Annotated in this window: 1 protein-coding gene; it reads right to left on the bottom strand. The window is 47.8% G+C overall.

Going from position 1 to position 510, the window contains the following annotated elements:
• Positions 1-381 (bottom strand): hypothetical protein (locus AC1DWB_RS37230; protein WP_477546036.1); only part of this gene is annotated, 381 nt, incomplete at its 3' end.
• Positions 382-510: the final 129 nt, after the last annotated feature.

Below are 510 nucleotides of genomic sequence, written 5' to 3'. Positions count from 1 at the left end.
CGCCCCCTCTGCGGATATACGCTTGATTTCTTCTAGGGCTACTGAGGCTATTGTCTCTGCTCTCCCAAATGCATTCGCAGCGTGATGAGCTTCGAAATTAGCTGGCATTGTCTCGCGCATGTTGTCTATCCGTTCCAACGCCTTTACCGCTAGTAGGAGTTGTGATTCCGTCTTGAAGTATGCTGCCCGTTGTTTGTCGTTGCGCTCCACTTGATACTTAATCTCTGCTACAACCTTCTCAATCTCCTTGGCTTGTTGATCTATTAGTTCCTGTTGAGCTTTGTACTTCCACACAGCCCACTCAATTGGGATAGGGCTTTGATAGAATAGAGCGTCTTTAAATTCTTCTACGCTTGCAATCTCTTTTGCTAGCTCACTCATCCTCTCACACCTCCCGTATCTCCAAATTACAGAATAGTTTCTCCCACTCGATCCTTGCGTTCCTTGCGTCATATTCGGTTAAGCGTCCTTTGGTGATGCGGTAGCGGCCCTGGTAGAGTGCCCATGCTT

The organism is Paenibacillus sp. P4_E11 (assembly GCF_056401635.1).
This window is presented reverse-complemented; position numbering and strand designations above follow the sequence as displayed.